The following is a 23,031-nucleotide window of genomic DNA, read 5'->3' as shown; positions in this document are numbered from 1 at the left end:
ACCGGTCGCGTTCCGACCCTGCGCGAGGTGAGTTCGAGCCTGCCCGTTGTGGCAGGCTCGAACTGTATCCGGACCGAGCCTGCCGCGAGCCCGGCGAAATGGCCGCTCAGGGATTTCCCGGGAGGATCCCGCTCACCGATTTCGCAGCAGACCCTCGATGAGGGCATCGAGGCCGAGTTCGTAGGTGTCCTGGGCGGCGAGGCACAGGTAGCCGGAGCCGAGGGCGGCCAGGCGGGGGTAGCTTTCGGCGTCCAGGTCGGCGAAGACCTGCGCGCGGAAGGTGGGGCGATCCTCCGCGGCCCGGCGGGCGGACCGTGCGCGCACGATGAGGTTGCCCGCCGTGTAGTGCCAGACGGCGCGATAGGCGGCGACGGCGCGGTCCAGCGGCAGGCCGCAAGCCACGAATCCATCGATGATCGATTCGCTGACCCACAGCGCCGAAACGCCCAAAAGGTCGTCGGCGGCGAGGATATCCACGATCCACGGGCGCGCGGCGAGCACGTCGTGCATGGCTCGCGCCGCGACCCGGACGCGCTCTCGCGGGTCCTCCGGCAGCTCGGGCCAGACCACCTGGTCGGCGTAGTCGTTGAGCAGTAGCCGGAGCAGGTCTTCCTTGTCTCGGACGTGGTGGTAGAGCGCCATCGCCGTGCAGCCCAGCTCGGTGGCCAGGCGGCGCATGGTCAGTTTCTCCACACCCTCGGCATCGATCACCGCGTTGGCCGCCGCGACGATCTCCGCGCGGGAAATACGCGCAGGTCGGCCGGTGCGCTGCGGCTGTGAAGAGGAGCTCGGCATGGGTCCATCATCGCCCATGCGCCGAAGCGGGTATGGACACGGAGCGACTCAACCGGTTACTTTCTATACATGTATAGAAAGTCCATCGGGCGGCCCGGTGTCGCCTTGACCGCGGTGGCCGTCGCGCAGTTCATGGTCGCGCTGGACCTCGCGGTGGTGAACGTCGCGCTGCCCGCCATCCGGACCGAGCTCGGCTTCGCACCGATCGATCTGGCGTGGGTGGTGCACATCTACGCGCTGACCTTCGGCGGGTTCCTACTACTCGGCGGGAAGGCGTGCGATCTGTTCGGACGACGCAGGTTGTTCGCCGCCGGGCTCGCGGCGTTCGGCACAGCCTCGCTGGCCGGAGGTTTCGCCCAGGAGCCATGGCAGCTCGTCACCGCCCGAGCGATCCAAGGGCTCGCGGCGGCGGCCGTCGCTCCCGCCGCGCTGGCGACCTTGACCACGACCTTCGCCGAGGGACCTGCCCGCATCCGGGCGCTCGGGGTGTGGAGCGCGGTCAACGCGGCGGGTGGCGCCATGGGTGTGCTGGTCGGCGGATTGCTGACCGAGTACGCGAGCTGGCGCTGGGTGATGCTGATCAACGTTCCGATCGTGGCGATCGCCCTCGGCGCGGCGATGGCCGGTGTCGCCGCCGACCGGGTAGGAGAGCGCGGTCGGATCGATGTGGCGGGCGCTGTCCTCGGTACCGGCGGAATAGGTTTGCTGGTGGTGGGCGTGGTGCGGACCGAACATGAGGGCTGGCTTTCCGCCCCCACGGCCGTCACCCTCGGCGCAGGCGCGGTGTTGCTCGCCGGCTTTCTCGCGGTCGAGGCTCGCGCATCGACGCCACTGGTGCGGCTCGGCCTATTCGGTAACCGCTGGGTGACCGGAGCGAACCTTTTCGTATTCCTCGCCGCGGCCGGGCAATTCAGTGCGTTCTATCTGTTGTCGCTGTACCTGCAGCAGGTTCTGAACATGAGCGCGGGGGCGGCGGGCGCAGCTTTCGTGCCGTTCTCGCTCAGCGTCATCGTCGGCACGGTGGTGGCCACCAGAGTCGGCGCCCGGCGTTCCCCGAAAGCGGCGCTGGTCGTCGGCGGGGTTCTGACCACAGCCGGCATCGGCTGGTTCGCCTTCGTCAGTCCCGATGGCAGCTTCGTCGCCGACGTTCTCGGCCCCTCGCTGCTCGGCGGCTTCGGCCTCGGGCTGTGCCTGGCCCCCGTCGCCACGGCGGCGACCACGGGCGTCGTGCCGCACGAAGCGGGGATGGCCTCCGGGGTGTTCAACAGCGCGCGCCAGCTCGGAGGATGCGTCGGCGTGGCCACGCTCGCCACGATAGCGGCGGCGCGAACCGGGGACGGCACGGCTCCCGCGGCCCTGAACGACGGTTATGCCCTCGCGCTCGGCTGTGCGGCGCTGCTGTTCGGCACGGCCACCGTGGTCGCCGCGGCCTTGCTTCCGACAAGGCGCCACCAGATCGCAACGAAAGGACACACTATGACCCACGCACCGATCGACTTGTTCCGCCGTGCCATCCATTTCGACCCGGATGGTCACGTCGCAGCCGGTGAACGCCGGATGAGCACCGGTGACGGAGGCTGGCAACTCGCGACCTTCCGCGTCGAAACCGACGCCGACGTGCACGCCGACCACTGGGAAGTGCACCCCGGCAGCGACGAAGCGGTGTGCTGCCTGACCGGCGCGCTGCGCCTGTACCTGCGGCCGGAACGTCTCGGCGACGACGAGACGATGGTCCGCCTCACCGCCGGAGAAGCCTTCGTCGTCCCCCGAAACCGCTGGCACCGTATCGAACTGGACGAGCCGTCCGACGTCATGTCCATCGGCCTGCGCCACGACACCCGTCAGGAGCCCGTCGCCGCGGGCTGATCCTGCCGCCGTGGTTCCCGCGCAGGCGACGCGTGCGCGGGAACAGGCTCTAGCGGGCGAGCACCGCGACGTCCGATTACCGCCGGTCCCGCTCCCGCCGCACAATCAGACTGGCCGCATGACACCGACCACGACCGACCCGATGGCCGTACTGAGCGGAATGTACGCGGCGGAAACGGAATACCTGGCGGCAGGCGGACCGGGCAGCGCCTCGTTCGAGCTGCTCGCTCCGTTCTTCCACCCTTCGGTGGTGCTCCATCAGGCCGAGAATCTGCCCTATGGCGGAACCTGGCGCGGCCACGACGGCATGGAGCGGTTCTTCCGCGCCATGAGCGAGACCTGGGAGACATTCGACCTGCTCGACCAACGTTTCCTGGCGACCGGGGAAACCGCCGTGGTGCATACCGAAGTACACGCACGAGCACGCGCGACCGGCCGCGAACTCACCTTCGCGATTCTGCAGACGCTCACCTTCGCGGACGGCCGCATCGCCGAGGTGCGGCCGTTCTACTGGGATACCGCAGCGGTGGCGGCCGCCTGTGCGGTATCCGGTTCGTAGCCGACCATCGCGACAGCCTTCGGCCATTCGCGAGCCAATCGGCTCAAGAACTCCAGCTCCGCCGCGCGATCGCGTCTTTCGGCCCACGCGTCGCCTCGCGTGGAGACATTGGGTGCCGGTGCGTTGCCGTGACGTTTCGCTCGCACTGCCCACGCCGCTCGAAACGCGAAGGCGCGCACCTCGTCTCCGCTCATACCGGACGAGTCGAGCTCCTCGGCGTCGGGCGTGTACGGCTTCAAGTGCAGGAGCGCGTCCCAGATCTCGACGGTCATTCGGTAGAGCTGTGAGGCGGGTTCCCGCGGGGCGGAAGGGTCTCGGAGTAGGACGACTTCCGGTACCGCCGCGGTCAATTCGCGCCACAACGGACGCAGCCGACGACAGATACGGCCGGTCCGATCCCAGCCCGCTCGCGCCAACAGCACAGTGAACAACGGGATCGCGGTCAGCAGCGTGACGGCACCCAGCATGAGGACGGCCGACACGGCCACCACGGTTCCGGGTTGACTCGGTGGCGTGCCTGCGAGTGCTCGAACCAGCAGGATCGGCCCCGAGATCGTCCAATAGATCAAGAAGGTCAGCAACAGGGCGTAGGTGAGCTTCTCCCGTGCCGGGGAGTCCGCGACACGCAGTTCGCGGACGCAGGCACGGCCGAAGAGAAGGCCCGAGATGCATCCGGGAAACGCCGAGACCGCCCAGACGACTTCCAGGTAGTCGATGCGAAAGACGCTGTGCGCGAGAGGTGCGCCGATGATCAGCGACGCGGCGGCGGCAGCCGCTGTCGAATCGTATCGGCGCTGCCGCTCTCGCGCGCCCTTCGCGTCGGCGCCGTCGACGAGCCGGGCCAGCCCATAGAAACTCGCGAGTGCCATCATGCCCAGCCCTAGGTACAGGCACTGAGCGAAGTACGGATGACCCAGTGCTGCCACGACTTGGTACACCATTACCCCGGCCAGGTTCCAGCCCCACATACGGTTGATCAGCCGGTCGGAGTTCGTCTCGTTGACGAAGAACCACCGCCCGATCGTCATGGGCAGGACGAAGACGACGACCGCGATCACCAACGAAACCGGTACTGCGTCCATCGTGGTGACTGTAAATCCTCGGGACGGTGCGCAGCCACCGCGAGCGGCTCGGGCCGTCCCGGATCAGCGGGCATGCACCACGGCAGTCGTTGTGCCCCTGTCCGGATGCCGACCTCGTGTAGCGACAGGTAGGACCAGAGCGTGCCCAGGACGGCGATCGAGATATGGTCACTCGGCTGGATAGGTTAGCCTTGGCTGACTTATTCTGAGTCGGGCTCCACGGAGCCGGATCGAGGGCATTCCTCGACGAAGGAGGGTGACGATGAAGGCTGTTCGGACCCGGCGCGGGCTGGCGCGCACGGCGGTGGCGGCACTGGCGGGCGCGCTCGCCCTCGGCCTGGCGGGCTGCGGGTCGGACACCGACAACGGCGGTTCCGGCGGTGAGTCGATCACGATCACCCACGCCAGGGGCGAAACCACTGTCGAAGGCACGCCGAAGAAGATCGTCGCCCTCGGCAACCAGTGGCTCGACACCACCCTTGCCCTCGATACCGTCCCCGTCGGCTACATCGACAATGTCGCCATCGCCTCGCAGTCGGTTCCGCCGTGGCAGCCGGACAAGCTCGGCTCGGCGAAATCGATCAGCAGTATCGCGGCCATCTCCGAACAGGTCGCCGCGCTCGAGCCGGACCTGATCCTGGTCGATCCGTTCATCGCGGACCAGAAGACCTACGACGAACTGTCCCGCGTCGCGCCCACCGTGCCCGGCCTGAGCAAGGATACGGTCGGTGCGTGGCAGGAGCAGGTCACCACGCTGGGCAAGATCCTCGGTAAGCAGGATGCCGCCGCCAAAGTGATCGCGAGCGTCGATGACAAGATCGCGGGGCTCGTGGCGGCCAATCCGGGCCTGAAGGGCAAGACTTTTGCCAGCACCTGGCTGGGCAGCCCCTCCCAGCTGATGGTGCTCACCGATCCCAACGACGGCTCGGCCCGCGTCTTCGGGCAACTCGGCTTGGGCATTCCGCGAAATCTGGTCGAGCAGCCTTCCAGTGGGGGCCGCCTCGCGCTCTCCACCGAACGCATCGATGAGGTCACCGCCGATCTGCTGCTGGCGGGCTACTCCGGGAGCATGGACGAAAAGTACCGTCAATTGCCGGGATACGCGGAGCTGCCCGCGGTGAAGAAGGGCTCGGTGGTGTTCCTGACCACCCAGGAGATCACCGCGGTGAACCAGCCGACCGCGCTGTCGGTGCCCTACATCCTCGACAAGCTGACCCCGGCGCTGGCCGCGGTCGCCAAGTAAGAGTTGCCCGCCGTGCCCACCCTCACCTTCTCCGATCAGACCCGGCTCGCGTTGCGGGCCGGGGCCACCTGTCTGACCACGCCGGCCGGTGCGGTGCTGCTCAATCCTCCGCACAACGAGAAACTGACCGGCCTGGCCAAGGGACAACTGCTCGCGCTCAAAACCCTCAACCGGGGACCGGCGACCGTCGCCGAACTGTCGCAGGCCGCGAACGGCGACGACGTGGCCGAGCTGATGGAACAGCTCGCCGCGGGGGGCTGGTTGTCCGTGACGGTCCGCGACGGCGGCCGCGACCTCTACAGCGTGCATCCGTTCGGCAAGCCGCGCCCGCAGTCCGACAGCAGGCCCGCCTGGTCCGCGACGCTGTCGAAGTTCGCTGTGCTGCATCGTGATTCGGACGGGTTCGTGCTCGAACATCCGCTGTCGTGGTGCGACGTGCGCATCCACGATCCGCGACTGCTCGCGCTGCTCGACGGGCCTGGCGCGGCCGACAGCACGCTGCCGATCGCGGTGAAGACACAGTTCGCCGACGATCTGTTCCGGTGTGGATTCCTCGTCGCCGACCCCGACGCCGAGGAGCGCGCGTTCACCACCCGCAGCTGGAGTGCGCCGGACCTGTGGTTCCACCGACGCAGCACGCTCGGCGAACGCACCGTCACGTGGGAGCATTTCGGCCCGACCAAATGGGCGAAAGGCCGATTCCCGCAGCCGCCCGCCCGCAAGGCGGCCTATCCGGGCGAGCCGGTGACACTGCCCGAACCCGATCTGGCCGCATTGCGCGAAATAGACCCGCCGCTGACCGCGGTGCTCGAGGACAGGGTCTCCACCCGCGCCTTCGACGACGCCGACCCGATCACCGTGACCCAACTGGGTGAGCTGCTGTATCGCACGGCTCGGACCAGGAGCACCCGCTCGGAGGTCGAGGGCGAGGAACTGGTGTCGAAGCCCTATCCCAGCGGGGGCAGCGTCTACGAACTCGAGTTGTATCCGGTGGTGCGCAATGTCGAGGGCCTCGCACCGGGCATGTACCACTACGACTCGGTCGAGCATGTGCTGCGTCCGGTGGCCGCCGCCGACAGTCCGGCGGTGGCGAAATTGGTGAAGTCCACCTCGGCGACCCTGTCCGACGGCGCCGAACCGCAGGTGCTCATCGTCATGGGCGCACGTTCCGGACGGGTCATGTGGACCTACGAGCAGGTCTCCTACGCCGTCATCCTCAAACACGTCGGTGTGCTGATGCAGACGATCTACTTGGCGGCCACCGCCATGGGTCTGGGCGCGTGCGCGCAGGGTTTCGGCGACACCGCGGCCTTCGTGACCGCCGCCGGTGTGGACGAACTCGAGGAATGCAGCGTGGGCAGCATCATCATCGGCTCGCCCGCGCCGCGCTGAGATGCGGCGACCGGTCGGCGGCCAGGTAGGCGCGTTTCGCCTCCGGCCACCGGTCCGCCATGTCCAGCAGGTACCGCAGTTCCAGGTCGTGGCCTGCGGCGGCATCCGTGTCGGAGGCGGTGACGAGTCCGGCCTCGGCGTCGCGCACGATATGCAATGTGTGGCTGCGGATGTCGTCGGGTGGGTAGTCGGACGCACGCCTGCGCAGTTGCAGCAGCGCGTCGCGGATCTCGATCGCCATCCGGTAGCGGCGCAGCGCCGGGACGCGGCGGTGCGATTCGTCGACCAGCACGATATGCGGGACCGCGGCGGTCAGATCGGCCCAGAGCGGTTGCAATGTCCGGCAATCGCGGCTGTCACGGTCCCATCCGACGCGGACCAGCAGCATGCGCACCAGCGGAATCGCCAGCAGCGCCGTGATGACGGCGAAGAAGGCGAATCCGCTCAGCGACCATCCTTCGCCCTGATCGGTCGGCGAGACTCCCATGGGTGCCCGCACGAGGACGATCACCGCATAACAAATCCAGAAGGCCCCTACGCAGATCAAGGCGACGTAGGTGATCCGCTGGGCGACCGGAGTTTCGGCGGAACGGATTTCGCCGATGCCGGCGCGTGCGAGCAGGAAGCCCGCCCCGGCCAGCGGCAGGCAGGCCGCGGCGGCGCTGAAGGCGTACCACCGCGAGGAAGTTACGGCCGGCAACAGCTCCAGGGCGATCGCCACGTCGATCAGTACGGTGAACACCGCCGCGGTCACCGCGACCGAGTCGTAACGGCGCTGCCGCCGAGCAGCGCCCTCGGAATCCGCGCCGGCCAGCAGGCGTGCGACACCGTACACACTGCCTGCGGTCAGGAATCCGACCATCGCGCCCAGGTGCGTGACGACTGCCGGGGCGCCGGATCGAATCGACACCACCGCGAGCAGCATGCCGATCCCGGCCAGCCCCAGTGCCCGGTTGATCAGACGATCGGTCGCGCTGTCCCGGACGAATATCCAGCGCAGGACCGCTACGAGGACGGCGAAGCACGTGACCGCCACCGTCGGAACCAGCGGTACCGCTGTCATCTCCGCCGGTCCCGGTGGGTAGCGGCCCCGATGTCGTGCTTCCCGGTCCGATCGTGCATGGAAGGAACGATAGGGGCCGAGCGGCACCGAGGCCACTCGCCCGTGGCTACCGGCGGCCCCGCTCTCACGCCTGGGCCAGGATCTCCTCGTCGCTCATCGAGGCGACCTCCAGATAGAGTCGCGCGACCGCGGACAGCCGCTCCGGGACGCCGCGATCGGCTTCCCGCTGGGCGAGCCGCTCGGCCAACCCCGCCACGGTTCGCGTCGCGAAGACGTCCGCGACCAGCGCGTGGTCGACCTCCAGCCATTCCCGCACCCGCGCGATGACGGTGGTGGCCAGCACCGAATCGCCGCCGAGGCCGAAGAAATCGTCGTGCACACCGACGGTGTCCACGCCGAGGACTCCGGCCACGATATCGGCGAGTGCGGCCTCGACGTCGTTGCGCGGTGCGCTGTTCTCGGCGGCGCCCACGCCGGGTTCGAGCAGCGCGACCACCGCGCGCCGGTCCAGTTTGCCGTTGCCGGTCAGCGGCATCTGCTTCAGGAATTCCACCCGGGTCGGAATCATGTAGGCGGGCAACAGATTCGCGACGGCGGCGGTGATGTCGCCGATATCGTCCCGCTCACCCGCGACGGCCGCGACCAGTTTGGGCGCGCCCGCGCCGACCACCGCCGCCACGGCATGGCGCACGCCGGGCACCGTGCGCAACGCGCTCTCCACCTCGCCGAGTTCGACCCGGTAGCCCCGGATCTGCACCTGGTGGTCGGCGCGACCGAGGAATTCGATGGTGCCGTCGGGCCAGTATCGAGCCATGTCGCCGGTCTTGTACCACCGGATGCCCTCGTATTCCACGAATCGCTCGGCGGTGCGTTCCGGGTCGTTTCGGTAACCCGCCGCGACATTCGCACCGCCGACCCAGAATTCACCGGGCACCCAGTCGGGACAGTCGCGGCCGGCCGGTGAGACCACTCGGCAACGGACATTGCGCAGCGGAACGCCGAATGGCACGGTCGCCCACTGCGCGGGCGGCTCGCCCACCACCTCACAGATGGTGTTGTGGATCGAGGTCTCGGTGGCCCCGCCCAGTCCGGAGAAGCGGCAGCCCGGAACCTGGGCCGCCAGCCTGCGCGCCAGATCCGCGCCGACCCAGTCGCCGCCGAGGGTGACCGCGCGCAGCGAATCGCCCAGCTGATCGCCGCCGATCTCCAGGATCATGTCGAGCATGCTCGGCACACAGTTGAGGATCGAAACCCGATGGTGGCGAATCAGTTCCACCCAGGTCGTCGCTTCGGCGCGCTGCCCGGTATCGACCGCGACCACCGAGCCGCCGACCGAGAACATGCCGAAGATGTCGTAGACCGACGCGTCGAACTCCAAGGCCGACAACGCCAGTACGCGGTCGGCACTGCCGACCGCGAACCACTCGTTCACCGCGTCGATGGTGTTCATCGCGCCACGGTGCGGCACGTCCACGCCCTTGGGCACCCCGGTGGAACCGGAGGTGAAGATCACGTACGCGATCGCTTCGGTATCCGGGAAGATCGGCGCGGCCAGCGGGTTCGGGTACTCGCGCGCCGCATCGATGGAGACGCACGGGATCGGCACACCCATGTCGCCGCCGGGCAGGGTCACGGCCGCGACGATCGCTCCGGTCCGCAGGATCTCGGCACGCCTGCCGACCGGCTGATCGAATCCGATGGGCACGTACGTCGCGCCCGCGGCCAGCACACCGAGCACCGCGAGGATCTGATCGGGCCCCTTCGGAAGCTGGACCGCCACGGCGTCGCCGGGCCGCACCCCCTCACGGTGCAGCGCGCCGGCGACGGCGAGTGCGCGTGACGCGAGTTCGCCGTAGCTCCACTCCCCCGCCTCCGCGCCGAGACCCCACACCACCGCCGGCGCGGCGGGATTCGTGGCGGCGTAGTCGAAGAACCCCTGGTGCAGGCAGCGACCGCTGACCGGCCCGTCGGTGGCGTTGACCGCCGCGCGCACCTCGGCCTGGGCGACCGGCAGGCGCACCGCCGCCTCGGCGTTCCAGCCTGCCTCGCCCTCGCCGAGACGGCCGATAGCCTGCGTGTAGCGGGCGAACATGGCGTCGATCATCCCCGCGGGGAATGCCGATTCGCGGACGTCCCAGTTGAGCAGCAGCCCACCGCGCACCTCGGTGACCTGGGCATCCAGCAGCACCTGCGGCCCCTGGGAGATGATCCACACCGGATCGCCGAAGGTTTCGGTCACCCGGTCGGCGAACAGTTCGCCCAGATTCAGCGCGCTGGTGTAGACCACGGGCGCCAGCACCGGCTCACCACGGTGCCTGCCCAGGTCGCGCAGTACCTCGAGTCCGGAATAGGCCGTGTGCGCACCGCTGTCGTGCATGCTGCGCTGCAGGGAACGGGCCCGGTCGGCTACCGACATGTTCTCGGTGACATCCACCTCCAGCATGATCGACGAGGTGAAATCGCCGATCACGCGGTCGATTTCGGGATGGACCGGTTCGCGATGGAACAGCGGGACATTCAGCAGGAACCGGCTCTGCGCCGACCAGCCTCCGATGGTTTCGGCGAATACCGCCGCCAGCGCCATGGCCGGGGTGATGCCGCGCTGGTGGGCCGCGGCGAGCAGACGCTGCTTCGCCTCCGGCGCCAGCCAGTGGTCATAGCGCACCGTGCGGTGCGGTGCGCTGCGTTCACCGACCGGCACGGTCGGAAGCTCCGGCGCGCCGGGCAGTTCCGGCAACCGCTGCTGCCACCATTGCCGGTCGCGCTCGCGGGCGGCAGTGTCCTCCTGGCGTTCGGTGCGGTAGCGGCGATAGGTGTAACCGGGGGCGGTCACGGTGGCACCGTGGTAGAGCTCGGCGAGTTCGGAGATCAGCACCCGGTAGCTCATCGCGTCACCGGCCAGCATGTCGACGTCGAGATGCAGGCGGGTGCTGTGCTCGTCGCGCAGGGTGAGCGTGATGTCGATGACCTGACCGTCCTCGACGGCAAGGCGCTGATGGGTCTTCCTGTCGCGTAATTCGGCCAGCGCCGCGTCGGCCGCTTCCGGCCCGTGCGACCGTAGGTCGACCACCGCGAAGACCGGCCTGCCGGGTTCGGGCATGGTCTGCTGCGTGCCGTCGGGCAGGAATCGGGTGCGCAACATCGGGTGGGCCGCGACCAGATCGGCCACCGCGCGCTCGAGTCGCGCGGGATCGATCCGGCCGCCGTCGAATTCGACGTAGAGGTGGGCCGCGACGCCGCCGAGTTCCTGCTCGTCGGAACGGCCGATCCAGTAGGCGTGCTGCATGGTGGCCAGCGGGAAGGGGTCCTCGTCGGCATGCGGCTCGGCGGAGGCCGGTTCGGGGGTCTGCTCGACCTGTGAGCCGGACTCCTCCGCCCCCAGCAGACCGTGCCACGCGTCCACCGTGGGGCTGGCCGCGAGCTGAGCGAAGTTGATATCGACGCCCCGTTTGCGCCAGCCACCGGCCAGCTTCATCGTGCGGATCGAGTCGAGACCCAGCTGGATCAGATCGTCGTGATCGGCGACCTCGCCCGCGGCGATACCCAACTGGCCGGCCACCGCGGCCCTGATCTCCTCCTTGGTGATGCCGACTCCGCCGTCGCCCGGCTGCTGTGCCGACTCCATTCCGCTGTCACTCCTTGCCTGATCCGACATGATCGCCTCCACTACCCCCGGCCGCGTACCGCGATGAAAACTCGCTGGTCGAGCAGGGCGACCGGATGGTCACCCGCGGGCAGGACCAGCTCGGGTGTGAGGCCTGTCGCGACCAGTTGATCCCGCCATTCGCGCTCGGTCAGGAAGATCCGGTCGGTGCCCGCCCGCACGTCGGTCAGGCCTGCGTGCGGCTGATCCTCCCGCGGCGACATCAGGAAGTGCACGGAGGTCAGCTGCTCGCAGTGCGCGTGACAGGTCTCGATGATCACCACCGCGCCACCGGGTTCGAGCAGATCGTGCAGTTGCCCGAGGGTCACCCCGATGTCGTGGGCGTTGTGCAGCACATTCGCCGCGATCACGATGTCGTAGCGCGGCTGATCCGCCAGGTCCGCGTTCATGTCGACGATCCCGTACCGCATCCACGGGTAGTCGGCGAACCGCCGCTTCGCGGCCTCGAGGAAGAAGGTGGACACGTCGGTGAAGTGGTACTCCACCGGCAGTCCGGACAGCGCGGCCGTGACGTCATCGGTGGTGCCGCCGATGCCCGCGCCCAGCTCCAGCACACGCACCGGCGACCGGTCACCGCGCAGGCCTTCGACCAGGTCGGCGACCGCTCGGCCCGCGGCCAGGTTCAGGTAGCGGCTGCTGAGGTTGTCCCGGTAAGCGGCCTCGGCCGTGGCCATATCCCCGTTGGGGAACAGCAACTCCTGGACGCGCATGCTGTCCTGGGCGAGTTCGGTCAGGTGGTCGTCGGAGGCTTGCAGGAAGGTCGCGAGCGGACGCGGATATCCCAGGTCCGCACAGACTTCGACCAGACTCGGCCTGGTCGGCGCCTGCACCGGCCGCACGTACCGGTAGCCGCGATCCACGTCGCCCTCGATGGAGCCGTTCGCGGCCAGTGCCTGCAACCATTGCCGCAGCAGCCACCGGTGGCGCGGTGCGAATCGCATGCGCGTCGCGATGTCGTCCACGGCGCGAATCTCGGTTTCGGACAGAAACGGTCGCAGCGCGGCGAGCATGGCGCGCAGTCCGAACAAATCCATATCGTGCCGCGCCGAACGAAAGCGTTCGGCGTCGAAATCGCTCGGAACGGCGTGCTGGGCGGCCTCTTTCGCCCTGGCGACCCGATCGGCGGCACTCGCCATCGCACCCGAGGGCACACTCCGCACCGTCGGCGCCGACCGCGTCGGTGGCGCCACCCCGGCGACGACCGCCTGCGGCGCGGCACCGCCCGCTTCGGCTCCGATGAGCCTGATCACGTCATCGAGCGATGCGCCGCCGATGAGATCGCCCACCGGCACGTCGGCGCGGAATTCGCTCTTGACGCGCCTGCGCAGTTCCAGAGCCTGAAGGGAGTCCAGGCCGAGGGCGACCAGCGACCTGGTGCTGTCGATCGTGTCGGCATCGTCGGCGCCGATGATCTCGGCGAGCAGCCGCACCATGCGGGCGGGCACGTCGGCACCGGTCATCTGCGCGCCGCCGACCTCGCGGCCGGAATCGACCACCGGGGCGGACACGGCGATCGGTGTCTCCAGCCCGGACAAAACGGGACCGTAACCGAAGGCGCCGAGCACGGTGCGCCCGAGATCCCAGTCGAAGGCGGCGACGACCGCGTTGCCACGCAGCCCGCCGAGGCCCAGAGCGATGGCATCCGGCGAAGCCATCGGCAGATACCCGACCTCGGCCAGTTTCGCGAGGTCGGCATTGCCTCTGCCCTCGAAGACGTCCCACTGTCCCCACTGCACCGACACGCACCGCAGACCGTCGGCGTTCAGGCGCCGCGCGACCGCGTCGACCATCCGGTTCGCCGCGGCGTAGACCACCGTGCCGCGTCCGCCGAGTGTGGCGGCGAGAGAGGAACACAGGACGATCTCGCAATCGTCGGCTCTGGTCAGCGCATCGAGGACATTCGCGATGCCGACGACCTTCCCGGACAGGGCTTGCTCGACCTGACCGTGGGTGATCTCGGTGAGTTCGAGTTCGCCGATCACCGAATTGTCCGCCGCCGCGTGGATCACGAGGTGTGCCGGGGTGTCCCGGAGCCGGTCGGCCAGCTGCGCGACGGACGCCCGGTCACCGATATCGCACGGCACCACCGTGACCTCGGCCGACCCCAGTGCACGGATATCGCGCAGTCGCCGCGTGACCGCCTCGGTCTCCCCCGACCGGCTCAGCAGCGTCACCCGCCGGGCCCCGTTGCGCACCACGTGCTCGCAGAACTCGAGCCCGAGACTGCCGGTGCCACCGGTGATGACCACATTCTCCGGCTTCGACGGTCCGCGCAGCAGCGCGGAGTGGTCCGCTTCGACGAGCCGCTTGGCGTACAGATTGCCGTCACGCAGCGCGAGCTCGGGCTCCTCGGCCGTGTGCAGCGCGGTGACTATCGACGGTACCGCCTGCGCATTGGCCTGGTTCGGAGCGAGATCCAGATGGCGGAACGCGACACCGGGATATTCCATACTCGCCGAACGGAAGCCGGCGCTCGCGCCTGCGTGTACCGGATGCGGTGGTGCGTCACCCGGAACCGCCGCTTCACCGGCGACGGTGAGCAGCCAGTATTCGGTCACCCCCGCATCGGGCTTCGACAACCAGCGCCGCGCGCCCAGGAATTCGGCGACCTCCGCGACCGCGGCGGACCCGTCCAGCTCGGGAAGGTTCGGCAGCAACACCACGACGGTATCGATATCGCCGTCGCCGCTGCCCGCTCCGATATCGAGCAGTCGTCCGCCCAGTCCCTGATTCGTCGCGTATTCGACCAGGGCAGCGGCGAGTTCGGCGCACTGACCGGTGTGATCGACGATGCCCAGCGCGCGGGGCGCGGTCATCGACCGCCGCACCAACCGGGACCACTCTTCCACGAGCAGTTGCGGTTTCGGGGCGGCCTGCGCCACCGTGACCGATTCCGGCTGTGCCGGGGTGGCCGCCGCACGCGCCGCGGTGCGGGCGGACGATCTGGCGTGCCCGAGGGTGACATCGTGGGGAAGCCACAGTGTCATCTCGTTCATCCGCACATTCGGGAAGTCCGGCAACGGCAGCCGAGCGGGCGCGTCGGGGTCGACGCGCAGGCTCTCCCAGCGGTAGTTCAGGTCGTTGACCGCGAGCACCGCGAGATTCCTGGTGAATTCGGTCAGATCGGTCGCCGTGCGGCTCGACGTGCCGCTCACCGTGGTGGCGCGATCGGCCGCGAATTCGGCGAGACTCTCCTCGACGGCCAGCTGCAAGGTCGGATGCTCGGCGAGTTCGACGAAGGTGTCGACCTCCCGCGCGACCGCGGCCGCGACGGCGCGATCGAAGCGGACCGGGTTGCGCAGATTCCAGAACCAGTACTCGCCGACGGGGAGATCGGGAGTGATCGCATCGCCGAGCGTCGCGCCGAGACAGTCGATCTCGGAGTCGAGGAAGCGGGCGTTGTCCAGCCTGCTGTGCACGGCGTCGCGGATCACGTCCCGGAACTCGTTGAGCAGACTGGTATGCGCCGGGTAGCGGACCCGGATCACGCGGGCGAACCGGCCGCGTTCGGCGAGCACGTCCACGACGGCCTGCACGGTGTCGCGATCGCCGGAGATCCCCACCATGCGAGGCGAGTTCACCACCGACACCTGCGCCCACCCGCACTGACGCGCCAGCACGTCCTCGCACTCGTCCCGGTCGGCGGCGACGACCGCCATGGCATAACGGTCGGAGGCGATCTTGTCGACCGCGCGGGCCCTGGTACCGACGACGACGATCGCGTCGGCGAGGGTCATCGTCCCCGACAGGTAGGCGGCGGCGATCTCCCCCTGGCTGTGCCCGATCGTGGCGGCGGCCTCGATGCCGACCGATCGCCACATCGCGCCGAGACCCACCATCTGCATGAACAGGGCGGGCTGGACGATCCTGGCGTTGTCGTCGGCCTCGGCCTCCGCGTCGAGCAGGTACGGCAGCGGGGATTCGCCGAACAGGTCACGGAAGACACCGTCACAGCGATCGACCTCGGCGCGGAACGCCGCCATCCGGTCGTAGAAGAGTCTGCCCATGCCGGGGCGCTGACTGCCCTGCCCGGGCAGCACGTAGGCGACCCGGCGCGCGGCGGCTGGTTCGGTGGTGCCGATCACCGCCGGGTGGTCGGATCCGTCGCGTACCGCCGTCAGCGCCGCGTCGAAATCCTCGCGGCCGGTCACCATCAGCAAGGCGCGGTGACGCCGCGCGACCCGGGTACGCAACAGCATGTCCGCCACGCGATCGGCGGTGACGGCGGGGCGATCCGAGACGTAGGAGAGGATGGACGCTGCCTCTTCGCGCAGCGTAGCGGGGGTATCCGCCGACAGGAGAACCGGAATCGATCCGTCGGGCAGTCGATAGCTAGAAATCGTCGTTCTCCTCACGAACGGGCATCGCGATGATCGCGTGCGCGTTGGATCCCCCCGCGCCGAACGAGGACACCGCCCCGTACCGGACGCCGTTCTTCGGTTCCCATGGCTGTAGCTCCGTGGCCAGTCGCAGACTCGACCGGTCCCAATCCACCCGGGTGGTGGGTTTGTCGGCGAACAGCGTCGCCGGAATCAATCCGTACCTGCCCGCCAGCAGCAGCTTGATCAGGCCCAGCATCCCCGCGGCGGCTTGCGCGTGACCGGCGTTCGATTTCACCGAACCGAGCAGCGGGCCGGATCCCGCGACGCCGTAGGTGTTCTGGAGTGCACGCAGTTCGACCGGGTCGCCCGCGCGGGTGGCTGTGCCGTGTCCCTCGATCATGCCCACGTCCGCCGGATCGATACCCGACTTCGCGATGGTCTTGCGGATCAGCCGTTCCTGAGCGTCGGTGCGCGGCACCAGGATCGGTTTGCCCTTGCCGTTGTGGTTGTGGTTGGAGGCGAGCACGCGGCCGTAGACACGGTGCCCCAGTCGCCGTGCCCGCGATTCGCGTTCCACGATGACGATGCCCGCGCCCTCGCCCCACAGCGTGCCGGTGGCGTCATCGGAGTAGGACCGGCAGTGACCGTCGGTCGACAACGCGTTCTGCTTGGCGAATTCGTAGAAGGCCATCGGCGACCCCATGACGCAGACCGCACCGGCCAGCGACCATTCGCAGTCCCCGTCGCGCACCGCGGCGGCGGCGAGATGAACCGCGGTCAGCGAGGAGGCGCAGGCGGCGTCGACGGTCATCGACGGACCGGTCAGCCCGAGGCAATGCGACACGCGTCCTGCGACGCTCAGCAATCCATAACCGATGGTCCGAACCCCGGTGTATTCGTTCACCTCCGACGCCAAGGGACCGTATTCCATCGGTGAACAACCGATGAAACATCCGGCGTCCTCACCGGCGAGCGCACCCGGATTCAATCCCGTATTCTCCAGCGCCCGCCACGCGACGCGCAGCGCGACCCGCTGCTGCGGGTCCGTCGCAATCGCCTCGCGCTGGCCGATTCCGAAGAAAGCGGGGTCGAATTCCGCTGCGCTGTCCAGAAATCCGCCCGCGTCGCAGACGTTGCTCCATCCGTCGAGCTCCGATAAGGACAGCAGATCCTCGACCGGCCAGCCGCGGTCGCGCGGAAAATGCCCGACCAACTCCCTCGACGCTGTGAGCGCGGACCAGAACGATCCGGGACTGTCGATTCCACCCGGCGCCTCGACGGCCATTCCGGAAATGACGATGTGATCGACGTCCTGCGCCGTTGCTGTTGTCACCGCTGATCCTCGTATTTCATACCGCCGGTGCGGGATGCGCCTGTTCGGCAAGCAATTCCGCGATGGCATCGACGTGGTTGTGCAGATAGAAATGTCCGCCCTCGAACATCGTGACCTCGACGTCGTCGCCGTGGCGGTGCCAGCCGTGCAGGTCCGCCATCGAGACGATCGGGTCGCGATCACCGCCGATCGCGTGAATCCTGGTGGCGACGCGGACCGTCTCCGGGCACCGGTACGCCTCGGAGGCCTTGTGATCGGCCTTGATGGCGGGCAGCGACAGCCGCATGATCTCCCGGCTCGCGAGCACGTCGGAGTTGATGCCCTCGAGCATGATGAGGTGATCGAGCAGCTCGTCGTCGTCTTCCGGTGTGGGCTTCCGATATTCGGCCCGCGACGGCGCCACCGCCGCCGAAATCGTGAGCTGCCGTACATCGACGCCCGCGGCGAGGGCGAGCCTGACGAATTCGAAGGAAACGAGCGCGCCCATGCTGTGTCCGAATGCGACAATCGGCACATCGCGGTTGTAGTTCGACATCCGGAATTCGGCGAATGCGCCCGCGGCAATATCCTGGAGCGAGGTCAGTGCCGGTTCGCCGGCACGGTCCTGACGTCCGGGATACTGGAAGATGATGACGTCGTAATGCGCACTGAACGCTTTGGAGAGTGTGCGATACGCGGACGCTCCCGCACCGGCGTGCGGAAAGATCAACAGCGGCAGCCGCTCGGGCGAATCCGGCTTGTGAAACTTTCTGATCCATCCCGGTTTGTGCTGCATAGTGCTACCCACTTTCGAAACTCCCGCCGACAACTACAGCGGAAGCAAACCCGCAAACCGTTCGATACATGGTGCAACGCAGCAGTTATCGGCATATCTTAGGTAAGGCTACCATAACTTTTTGTTTCGCACCGGCCGAGCGCCGCCACCAGAACCGCGACACTGCGATCCCACAGGGCAGCCAGGCCGTCGATCTCGGCCTGCGTGAACAACGCCTCACTCCAGCGCCACGTGATCATCAGCTGCGGTCCGCTCTCGGTGGTGTGGACCGCGGCGATCAGACCGAGGGAATAGCGCAGCGGCAGATCGGGTTCGGGCGCGATCGGCACGGCCGCGGTCAGCGCCGGATCGGTGATCATCGACCACGTTCGGTCGGCCTGCCCGCCGAGATCCACCCGGCCCAGATAGTTGAACTCGACCTGAGGTTCGGGGGTACCGGACAACTCCGTAACCGCGAGCACCGATTGCAGCAGCCCGAAATCGAGCCCCTGTTCCGGCACCGACGCGACGTGCGCGGCAACCGAATCCAGCAGTGTGCGGGCCAGTGCCGGTTCCGCCTGCGCCCGGTCCACGTCGATCGCGTTCGCACCTGCGCCGAGCCGAACCGGGTAGGTGGCCGAGAACCAGCCGACGGTGCCGGAGGTGTCGGCCCCCACGACCGTGTCGGCCCGGCCGTGGCTCTCCAGCCCGATGAGCGCTCCGGCGTCCCACTCCTGGCCGCGCTCGCGCCGCCAGGACACCAGCGTCATCGTCAAAGCCGACAGCAGGAATTCCCGGACACCGTCGGCCCTGGTCAGCGCGCCGAGAATCTGCGCGGTGGTCGACGCGGGGACGGTCGCCGAGGTGAGCCGCAGCGACGACCACGTATCGGCCGGGAGCGGTTTGCGCTTCCCTACAGCGGGATCCGGGCCACTCACCTGCGCGACCCAGTAGTCGCGCTGGGCGAGCACGTCGGGCTGCGCGGCCCGCTCCCACATCAGCTGACACCAGCGCCGGTAGGAGGTGGGTTCGGCGATCGCCTTCGGCACCGCGCCGGAGACGACCTGATCCCATGCCGCTGCCATGTCGGCCAGCAGGATTCCCCAGGACACCACGTCCACCGCGAGGTGGTGAATGGCGAGGAAGAGGATGTCGCCACCGGGCGCACCCCGGAACCACACCGCGCGCACCATTTCCCCGGCCACCGGGTCGAGCTCGTCGATCGCGAGGCGGCTGGCCGCGGCCAGCGCCTCGCCGAAAGAGCCCGCCGGACCTTCGAATACGTGACTCGCGAGCACGTCCGACGCGGACACGCATCCGGGTTCGCGGGTGACGAGGCGCGGGCCATCCGCTGTCGCGTCCAGGCGGGAGCGCAGCGTGTCGTGTCCGTCCAGCACCGCCTGCAGCACCGCTTCGAGGTCCGCGCCGGAGATGCCCTCGGGCAGCGCGAGCAGCACGTGCTGGGCCAGGCGCCGGTAGCTGGGCTGGCGGTGCATCCACGAGACGATGGGCAGCGGCAGCACCGGGCCGTAGTCGTCTCCGCTCGGCACACGCGAGGACACCTCGCTCGCCCGGCTGTCGATCGCGGCGGCGAGATCACGAATCGTCGGCGCCGCGAGCACCATGCGCACGTCGATCGCGATGCCGTGCCTGCGAGCCTTGTTCACCAGCGAGATCGCGACGATGCTGTCCATGCCGAGGGCGAAGAAGTCGTCTGTCACGCCGGGCGTGCGGCCGTCGAACACCTCGGTGAGCACCGCGGTGAGAGCCCGTTCGGTCTCGGTATCCGGTTCGGCGGAGGCCGAGGCGCCCTCCCCGGTGAGCGAACGTTCGGCGAGCACGGCGAGTTCGCGCACGTCGAGTTTGCCGTTGGCGTTCACCGGGAGCCTCGGCAGTACCACCAGCCGTGCGGGAATCATGTACGCGGGCAGGCGATCGGCCAGCGCCGACCGCAGGGCGACCGGATCGGCGGCGCGGCCGGGTTCGCACACCACGAATCCCACCAGGGTCACCGCATCCCCGCGGCGCACCACGGTCGCCGCGGCGGCGGCGATTCCCGGCAGGGTTCGCAAGGCCGTTTCGACCTCGCCGATCTCGATGCGGTACCCGCGGATCTTCACCTGATCGTCGGCACGCCCCAGGTAGGCGAGGTTGCCACCGGGCAGTCGGCGCACCAGATCGCCGGTGCGGTACATCCGCCTGCCCTCGGCGAAGGGGTCGGCGACGAAACGACCTGCCGTACCGGCCGGGCGTCCGGCATAACCGCGCGCCAGCTGCGGACCGGCCAGATACAGCTCACCGATCACGCCGACCGGCACCGGGCGGAGCCGGGAATCCAGGACGTAGGCCGTTGTTCCCGCGGTCGGCCTGCCGATCGTCGGCACGTCGAGGCCCGTGGCTCCGGGGGCGGTGACATCGGCGACCACCGCTTCGACGGTCGTCTCGGTCGGGCCGTAGCAGTTGTGCACCGCGACGTCGGGCAGGCCGCGCAGGCGATCCCACAGCTGCGTGTCGATGGCCTCACCGCCGAGGGCGAGCACGGCGGGCGGCCGGTCGAGCAGTCCGGCGGCCACCAGCTGCCGGAACATCGACGGGGTGGTGTCGATCATGTCGATTCCGTGCCGCCGCATGCCCTCTACCAGGCGCTGCGCGTCGCGCATGGCCGCGTCGTCGAACAGGTGCAGGCCGTGGCCGTCGAGCAATCCGACCATCGGCTGCCACGAGGCGTCGAAGCTCAGCGACCAGGCGTGCGCGATCCGCAGCGGGCGCCCCAGCCTTTCCATCGCGGGCCGGTACACCCGTCCCCGGTGGTCGGCGAAGTACGCGACCAGGGCCGCATGGGAATTGACCACACCCTTGGGTTCGCCGGTCGAGCCGGAGGTGAAGATGACGTAGGCGCTGCCGGCCGGATGCCGCGCGACCGCGGGCAATTCGGCGGTGGCGCGTCCGGCGATGTCGAACTCGTCGAGGTCGAGCACGATCGCCGGGTCGAGATCGGCGCCGTAGCCGTCGGAGACGAGTACCAGCTTCGGGCCGGCCTGCCGGAGGATGGATTCGATACGGGCCGCGGGCAGTGCGACGTCGACGGGCACATAGGCGGCGCCCGCCGCGAGCGTGGCGAGCACAGCGATGATCGCGCGCTCGCCACGCGGCAGCTGAACGGCTACGACATCTTCCGGCCCGATACCGCGCGCGAGCAGTTCACCGGCCAGTCCCTTCGCGCGTTCGGACAACTCCCGGTAGGTCAGAGCGGAGGTGTCCGTGGTGAGTGCGACCGCGTCGGGAGTCGCGCTCACCTGACGCTCGAACAGGTCGAAAACCGTCACTCCACCCTCGCGTCCGGGTACTTCGGGCGTGGTTTCGAGCAGGCGTGCCTCCGCGCGCACCGCATCCGGCAGCACGTCGAGATCGTCGGTGCGCAGATCCGCCGCGTCCGGCAGACGCCGCAGGACGGCCAGCATGGCCGCGCCGATGTCGTCGGGCAGATACGGCACCGATTCCCGCACGGCCTCGACGACGACGGCCAGTTCGTCACCGTGCACGTGCGAGACCACGGTGAGCGGGTAGTGCGTCAGGTTCTTGGCCATCATCGGCCGGAAGGTGACTCCGCCGACGGTATTCGCGCCGACCGCGTCGTCCATGGGGGCGTTCTGGAAGACGAACATGGTGTCGAACAGCGAGCTGTATCCGGCCGCGCGCTGCACCGACGACAGACTCAGATATCCGACATCGCGCATGGCGGCCGATTCGCGCTGCAGGCGTGCGCATTCGGACGCGACCGGCGCCGCCGGATCCGTCCGGAACACCACCGGGATGGTGTTCAGGAACAGGCCGATCATGCGTTCCACGCCGGATATCTGCTCCGGACGGCCCGTGACGATGGTGCCGTAGACGACGTCGCGGCGATCGGTCAGCCGCGACAGCAGGATCGTCCAGGCGAACTGCACGACGGAGTTCAGCGTCAGTCCGTGCTGCCGGGCCCAGCCACGCAGCCGCGCGGTGTCGTCCGCGGACAGGATGAAGCGGGTCACCTCGGCCGTCGCCGAAGTCGCCCCCCGGGCGAGCCCCATGCTGGTTCCGCCGTCGGCGATCATCAGGGGCCCGCTGAGACCGGCCAATTGCTCGCCCCACCAATGCTGTGCCGCCGACATGTCCTTGGCGCCGAGCCAGCCGATGTAGTCCCGGTAAGGCCGCACCCGAGGAAGCGCATCGGCCGAGCCCCCGGCCAGATACAGTGCCCGCAGCTCACCGAACAGCAGTCCGAGCGACCAGCCGTCCAGCAGGATGTGGTGGATCGTCATGATCAACCGCCACCGCGCGGAGCCGTCCTCGCCCGGCGGCAGCGTCACCAGCGTGGCGCGCAGCGACGGCCCCTTGCCGAGGTCGAACGGGCGTGCCAGCTCCTCGGCTTCGACGTCGTCCAGTTCCTCCACCCGCGCCGCACGTTCGGTCCACGGCAGCTCGACCCGGCGCGGCACGATCTGAACCGGCTTGGGCACGTCGCGATCCCAGAACACCGCACGCAGATTCGGGTGACGGCGCAGCAGCGTCTCGAGGCAACGGCGCAGCAGTGCGGCGTCCAGCGGTCCTTCGATGTCGACGACGAACGGGATGGTGTACACATCCTGCCCGGCACCGCTCAGCTGGGCCAGCGAGAACAACCCCTCCTGCAATGGGCTGAGCGCCAGCACATCCTCGATCTCCGCAATGGCCTGACTCATACCCGTTCTCCTGCCTCGCTGCCTTCGCCGCGTCGTCGACACCCGGTGATCCCGGCGTCCGGAGCGGCGTATCGCCGACGCCACGAATTCGCCGGCGGCACCCGTGGATGGCGCCCGCAATTCGCTGCTGTCGTCGATACGGCCTTCACCCCGCCAAAAGGCAAGGCTTGCCTAACTCAGAGTGATGGTAACTCACGCCGCCGCCGAGATATAGAGATGTGGTTTGGCTAACCTAAT

General features: G+C 68.7%; 12 protein-coding genes and 1 pseudogene. 4 read left to right on the top strand and 9 right to left on the bottom strand.

All coding sequences use genetic code 11. From position 1 onward, the window contains the following. Positions 1–132: 132 nt before the first annotated feature. Entirely contained in the window at positions 133–795 is a 663-nt protein-coding gene (locus ON19_RS04665; RefSeq protein ID WP_043687356.1) for a TetR/AcrR family transcriptional regulator, read from the bottom strand. 69 nt (positions 796–864) lie between these two features. Between ON19_RS04665 and ON19_RS04660 the strand changes: the two genes are divergently transcribed. After that, the gene (locus ON19_RS04660; RefSeq protein ID WP_083899141.1) at positions 865–2,661 is read left to right on the top strand and encodes an MFS transporter; all 1,797 of its coding nucleotides are present in this window, start codon (positions 865–867) and stop codon (positions 2,659–2,661) included. Positions 2,662–2,779: 118 nt separating this feature from the next. Next, on the top strand, positions 2,780–3,220 hold the full coding sequence (locus tag ON19_RS04655; protein WP_043687355.1) for a nuclear transport factor 2 family protein: 441 nt from the start codon (positions 2,780–2,782) through the stop codon (positions 3,218–3,220). Here the strand turns inward: ON19_RS04655 and ON19_RS04650 are convergent. Continuing rightward, entirely contained in the window at positions 3,169–4,302 is a 1,134-nt protein-coding gene (locus ON19_RS04650) for an MAB_1171c family putative transporter (protein ID WP_043687354.1), read from the bottom strand. The genes ON19_RS04655 and ON19_RS04650 overlap by 52 nt on opposite strands. Before the next feature lie 262 nt (positions 4,303–4,564). Between ON19_RS04650 and ON19_RS04645 the strand changes: the two genes are divergently transcribed. Next, positions 4,565–5,545: an ABC transporter substrate-binding protein gene (locus ON19_RS04645; RefSeq protein WP_043687353.1), complete on the top strand. Its 981-nt coding sequence runs from the start codon at positions 4,565–4,567 to the stop codon at positions 5,543–5,545. 12 nt (positions 5,546–5,557) lie between these two features. Further along, positions 5,558–6,937, top strand: coding sequence for a SagB family peptide dehydrogenase (locus ON19_RS04640; RefSeq protein ID WP_086006592.1), 1,380 nt, complete (start codon positions 5,558–5,560; stop codon positions 6,935–6,937). Here the strand turns inward: ON19_RS04640 and ON19_RS04635 are convergent. The 7 genes and pseudogenes from ON19_RS04635 to ON19_RS04610 form a co-directional block, all read right to left on the bottom strand. Beyond that, the gene (locus ON19_RS04635) at positions 6,912–8,000 is read right to left on the bottom strand and encodes a DUF6545 domain-containing protein (protein WP_043687351.1); all 1,089 of its coding nucleotides are present in this window, start codon (positions 7,998–8,000) and stop codon (positions 6,912–6,914) included. The genes ON19_RS04640 and ON19_RS04635 overlap by 26 nt on opposite strands. Before the next feature lie 124 nt (positions 8,001–8,124). Next, a complete protein-coding gene (locus ON19_RS04630) occupies positions 8,125–11,625 on the bottom strand; it encodes a non-ribosomal peptide synthetase (RefSeq protein ID WP_051168533.1) in 3,501 nt (1,166 codons plus the stop codon). Positions 11,626–11,666: 41 nt separating this feature from the next. Beyond that, complete coding sequence (locus ON19_RS44475) at positions 11,667–12,338, bottom strand: class I SAM-dependent methyltransferase (protein ID WP_306307024.1); 672 nt, start codon at positions 12,336–12,338, stop codon at positions 11,667–11,669. A gap of 546 nt (positions 12,339–12,884) precedes the next feature. Next, a pseudogene (nbtC, locus tag ON19_RS04625) lies at positions 12,885–15,962 on the bottom strand (nocobactin polyketide synthase NbtC); the annotation flags it as partial. Positions 15,963–15,996: 34 nt separating this feature from the next. Further along, a complete protein-coding gene (locus ON19_RS04620; protein ID WP_043687350.1) occupies positions 15,997–17,319 on the bottom strand; it encodes a beta-ketoacyl [acyl carrier protein] synthase domain-containing protein in 1,323 nt (440 codons plus the stop codon). 16 nt (positions 17,320–17,335) lie between these two features. Continuing rightward, positions 17,336–18,094 carry a thioesterase II family protein gene (locus tag ON19_RS04615; RefSeq protein ID WP_043687346.1) on the bottom strand — a complete coding sequence of 253 codons (759 nt, stop codon included), beginning with the start codon at positions 18,092–18,094 and terminating at the stop codon, positions 17,336–17,338. Between the two features lie 98 nt (positions 18,095–18,192). Further along, positions 18,193–22,794, bottom strand: a complete 4,602-nt coding sequence (locus tag ON19_RS04610) for a non-ribosomal peptide synthetase (protein WP_043687344.1) — start codon at positions 22,792–22,794, stop codon at positions 18,193–18,195. Positions 22,795–23,031: the final 237 nt, after the last annotated feature.

Origin of the sequence: Nocardia abscessus NBRC 100374, from assembly GCF_000308455.1 — a bacterium.
Lineage (GTDB): Bacteria > Actinomycetota > Actinomycetes > Mycobacteriales > Mycobacteriaceae > Nocardia > Nocardia abscessus.
This window is presented reverse-complemented; position numbering and strand designations above follow the sequence as displayed.

Excerpts from the sequence above, each read along its gene's own strand:
- ON19_RS04665 (WP_043687356.1), bottom strand. The coding sequence starts at position 795 with ATGCCGAGCTCCTCTTCACAGCCGCAGCGCACCGGCCGACCTGCGCGT.
- ON19_RS04660 (WP_083899141.1), top strand. The coding sequence starts at position 865 with ATGTATAGAAAGTCCATCGGGCGGCCCGGTGTCGCCTTGACCGCGGTG.
- ON19_RS04655 (WP_043687355.1), top strand. The coding sequence starts at position 2,780 with ATGACACCGACCACGACCGACCCGATGGCCGTACTGAGCGGAATGTAC.
- ON19_RS04650 (WP_043687354.1), bottom strand. The coding sequence starts at position 4,302 with ATGGACGCAGTACCGGTTTCGTTGGTGATCGCGGTCGTCGTCTTCGTC.
- ON19_RS04645 (WP_043687353.1), top strand. The coding sequence starts at position 4,565 with ATGAAGGCTGTTCGGACCCGGCGCGGGCTGGCGCGCACGGCGGTGGCG.
- ON19_RS04635 (WP_043687351.1), bottom strand. The coding sequence starts at position 8,000 with ATGACAGCGGTACCGCTGGTTCCGACGGTGGCGGTCACGTGCTTCGCC.
- ON19_RS04630 (WP_051168533.1), bottom strand. The coding sequence starts at position 11,625 with ATGGAGTCGGCACAGCAGCCGGGCGACGGCGGAGTCGGCATCACCAAG.
- ON19_RS44475 (WP_306307024.1), bottom strand. The coding sequence starts at position 12,338 with ATGGCCACGGCCGAGGCCGCTTACCGGGACAACCTCAGCAGCCGCTAC.
- ON19_RS04615 (WP_043687346.1), bottom strand. The coding sequence starts at position 18,094 with ATGCAGCACAAACCGGGATGGATCAGAAAGTTTCACAAGCCGGATTCG.
- ON19_RS04610 (WP_043687344.1), bottom strand. The coding sequence starts at position 22,794 with ATGAGTCAGGCCATTGCGGAGATCGAGGATGTGCTGGCGCTCAGCCCA.